The sequence below is a fragment of the Methanocalculus sp. genome (genome assembly GCF_029762515.1).
Classification (GTDB): Archaea; Halobacteriota; Methanomicrobia; order Methanomicrobiales; family Methanocorpusculaceae; genus Methanocalculus.
Window position 1 is genome coordinate 1 of the sequence record NZ_JARVGN010000283.1, and the last position, 3189, is coordinate 3189.

3 protein-coding genes are annotated in these 3189 nt (G+C 51.6%); 1 reads left to right on the forward strand and 2 read right to left on the reverse strand.

Going from position 1 to position 3189, the window contains the following annotated elements:
- Nucleotides 1-41 precede the first annotated feature (41 nt).
- On the forward strand, nt 42-1196 hold the full coding sequence (locus QCH34_RS09655; protein WP_300333408.1) for a Coenzyme F420 hydrogenase/dehydrogenase, beta subunit C-terminal domain: 1155 nt from the start codon (nt 42-44) through the stop codon (nt 1194-1196).
- 84 nt (nt 1197-1280) lie between these two features.
- On the opposite strand, the gene QCH34_RS09660 is transcribed toward QCH34_RS09655, so the two are convergent.
- Both QCH34_RS09660 and QCH34_RS09665 read right to left on the reverse strand, forming a co-directional pair.
- Nucleotides 1281-2039 carry a PaeR7I family type II restriction endonuclease gene (locus tag QCH34_RS09660; RefSeq protein WP_300333411.1) on the reverse strand — a complete coding sequence of 253 codons (759 nt, stop codon included), beginning with the start codon at nt 2037-2039 and terminating at the stop codon, nt 1281-1283.
- Nucleotides 2040-2051: 12 nt separating this feature from the next.
- Entirely contained in the window at nt 2052-3092 is a 1041-nt protein-coding gene (locus tag QCH34_RS09665; RefSeq protein WP_300333414.1) for a site-specific DNA-methyltransferase, read from the reverse strand.
- Nucleotides 3093-3189: the final 97 nt, after the last annotated feature.

The window sequence follows — 3189 nt, forward strand, 5'->3', positions numbered from 1 at the left end:
GCCTGTGCTATAAAGATTGAGAAGATACAGGAGGCCTGAAGATGGTAGCAAAAGGCGATATGCTCTATGCATGGGCATCAACAGATGAAGGTGTCAAAAAGGGTGAGTGTGGCGGTGCGGTCACAGCACTTCTTAAATATGCACTTGAGAGCAGGATGGTCGATGGCGTTCTTGTCGTAAAGAAGGGATCTGACATCTATGATGCAACGGTTGAGATCGTGACCGATCCGGCTGAAGTTGAGAAGGGGTCAGGTTCGCTTCACTGCGGAACACTCCTCCTTTCGAAGATACTGACAAAATATCTCGAGGGAGCAAATGGCATGAAACTCGCCCTGCCGGTGAAAGGGTGCGATACGATGGGTATCCTTGAACTCGCAAAGCGGGAGAAGATCAATCTCGACAACCTGATCTTAATCGGCCTGAACTGTGGAGGCTCGGTCTCTCCGGTCGATGCAACGAAGATGATCAGAGAGAAGTTCGGGACGAATCCCGCCGATGTCGTGAAAGAGGAGATCGACAAGGGCCAGTTCATCATCATCAAGAAAGACGGCTCTCACCAGGGTATCTCCATTGATGAGCTGGAAGATGAGGGATATGGCCGGAGGACAAACTGCCGCCGCTGCCTCTACAAAGTCCCCCGCCAGGCGGATCTTGCCTGCGGTAACTGGGGTGTCATCGGCGACAAGGCCGGAAAGGCAACCTTCATCGAGGTCTGCTCTGAGAAGGGTGCAAACCTTGTTGAAGAAGCAACTGATTCAGGCGCACTGGCAACCGCCCCGGCTGATCCGAAGGGGATTGCGATCCGGAGCAAGGTTGAAGGCGCAATGCTGAAGCTCGGTGAGAAATGGAGGAAGAAGAACTTCTCGGCACTCTCAGGAGATCTCTGGGATACCATAAAGGAAGAGACCTCCCGGTGCATCAAATGCTACTCCTGCATCGAGAACTGCCCGGTCTGCCTTCCAATTGAAGCTGAACTGAAGAAGGCTACAACGATGGTTCCAACCGGCCAGGTTCCGCCATCCCCCATGTTCCACATGCGGAGGTTCGCCCATATCTCTGACTCCTGTATCAACTGCGGCCAGTGCGAGGAGCTCTGCCCGATGGATATCCCGCTCGCCCTCCTCTCCCATGCGGTCAGGGCGGAAGGGGATGCGACATACAATTCGAAACTAGGGTCTGCCCCCTATAAAAACTAATATTTTCTGTGCGGAAAACAATGGCACGATCCGGGGAGGTTTATCATTTCCTCCCTCTCTCTGGTTTTTTTTGTTCTATTCCCATTAGTGAATGGGATAAAACATATGGAGATGGGAGATGAGTGATCTCAGGAACCGCTCTCCTGACAATTCCGGGTCTGGTTCTGTATATTCTCCTTCGCTCTCTTTACTGGCAGTGATATAGCAGACGCCGGAATAGATTCTCTCCCGCAGGAGTCTTTTACAGGATTGATGATACCGTTCAATGTACGAGGCGCCTTTAAATTCCGGGAATACCTCGAAGTGCGGCTCCCGATTTCGTATGCCCCGTCGAGAGTCTCTGCAATCCTCAAGCAGTATCAGGCATCCAAGCCAGGGTGATGGCGAGGTCCTGAACGCACCCTCACGATAGGCAGTCCAGAGATCAACTGCACTTCCAACCAGCTCTTCGGTCCGGTTGTTGATATTGTTTCCAAATGAAGGCCCTGTCTGGGATTTGAGTTCAAGAGCTGCGACAAGCTCTTTTCCTCCTTCAGGATGGTGCCTGATGATGACGAGATCCCACTGTTTCTCTGCACGGAAAAAACCCGGGAGGTCAAGCTCACTTCTGCGTATGCAGATATCCTCATCCGGGACTCCGAGATCAATAAGGAATGAATGGATGAGGGTGTAAAACCCGTCCATATGCTTTCCACCGGTTGCCTCGGAACGGGTTCCCTGATCGCTTCCTCCCCTTTCTATCTGGCTGTCTGCCTGTGCCGCCCGCGTTTCCCAGAAGAAACGCACTGCATCGGCAAACAGATCGTCCCGTGAGATGCTCTCCTGAATATGAGCCAGTGTCATAGTTGTCTCCTCTTAAAATAGATGGGATTGTTGATATTTCTGGTTAAAACGTTCAATCTGCATCGAGTGATACTCCTCTTCGATCTCAATGCTGATACTGTTCCGTCCCCACCGTGCTGCTGCAATGGCAGTTGTGCCTGTCCCTCCAAAAGGATCGAGAATGGTATCGCCGACAAAGGAGAACATTCTGATGAGCCGCTCTGCCAGTTCCAATGGGTATGGTGCCGGATGGTTGCGGGTGGATGCTCCTTTCAGATCCCATATCTGCCTGAACCATCTCTTCTGGTTCTCTTCAGAGATGATGGAGAGCAGCCGGGCTGTGTGGGTAGTCTTCCGGTATCCCCCCGGCTTTCTCTGGAAGAGGATGTACTCGATATCATTCTTGACTATGGCGTTAGGCTCATAGGGTTTTCCCAGGAACGATCCCGGAGATTGCGACTCAAAGGAGGCATTGGCGATCTTATACCAGATGATCGGTGCAAGATTATCAAAACCGATCAACCGGCAGTGCTCCTGTATTGAAGCATGGAGGGGCATTACACTGTGCCGCCCGGTACTTCTGCGTGGGAGGCAGACATCGCCGACGACAATAACCAGGCGTCCTCCGGGAACAAGGATCCGGTGGATATGCTGCCAGACGTGATCGAGCTCTTCAAGGAACTTATCATAATCTCCGATCTGCCCGAGCTGCGATTCTTTTTCAGGGTAGGTTTTCAGTATCCAGTATGGTGGTGAGGTAACGACCAGATGTACGCTCTCGTCAGGTATGTATCCAAGGTTTCGGCAGTCTGAATTGATGAAACGGTGAGCTGTCGGGATGCTTGCAGAGACTGCTTCGATCTCCTTCATCAGGATTTGATCTTTGGCAATGAATGGTATTGCACGTTGCCCCCTCTCCCCGGCAACTGCCGCAATATCCGGATGAATAAATGATTCCAGCTGCCTGCCTATATCGGATTGATTGGCATAGAGTATCTTTTCTGGAAGATTATGTTCGGGTGCTCCGGATTGGGCGGCGTGCGAGATCATGTACCTGAGTAGTAGTTGATGCACGTGTTATGATAAATGTCCCGATCGCGATGTGAAAGTGAAGGTTTTGATGATAGGACGGCTCATTGGAGATTGGCATGGCTGGCTCCCGGGAGATGCT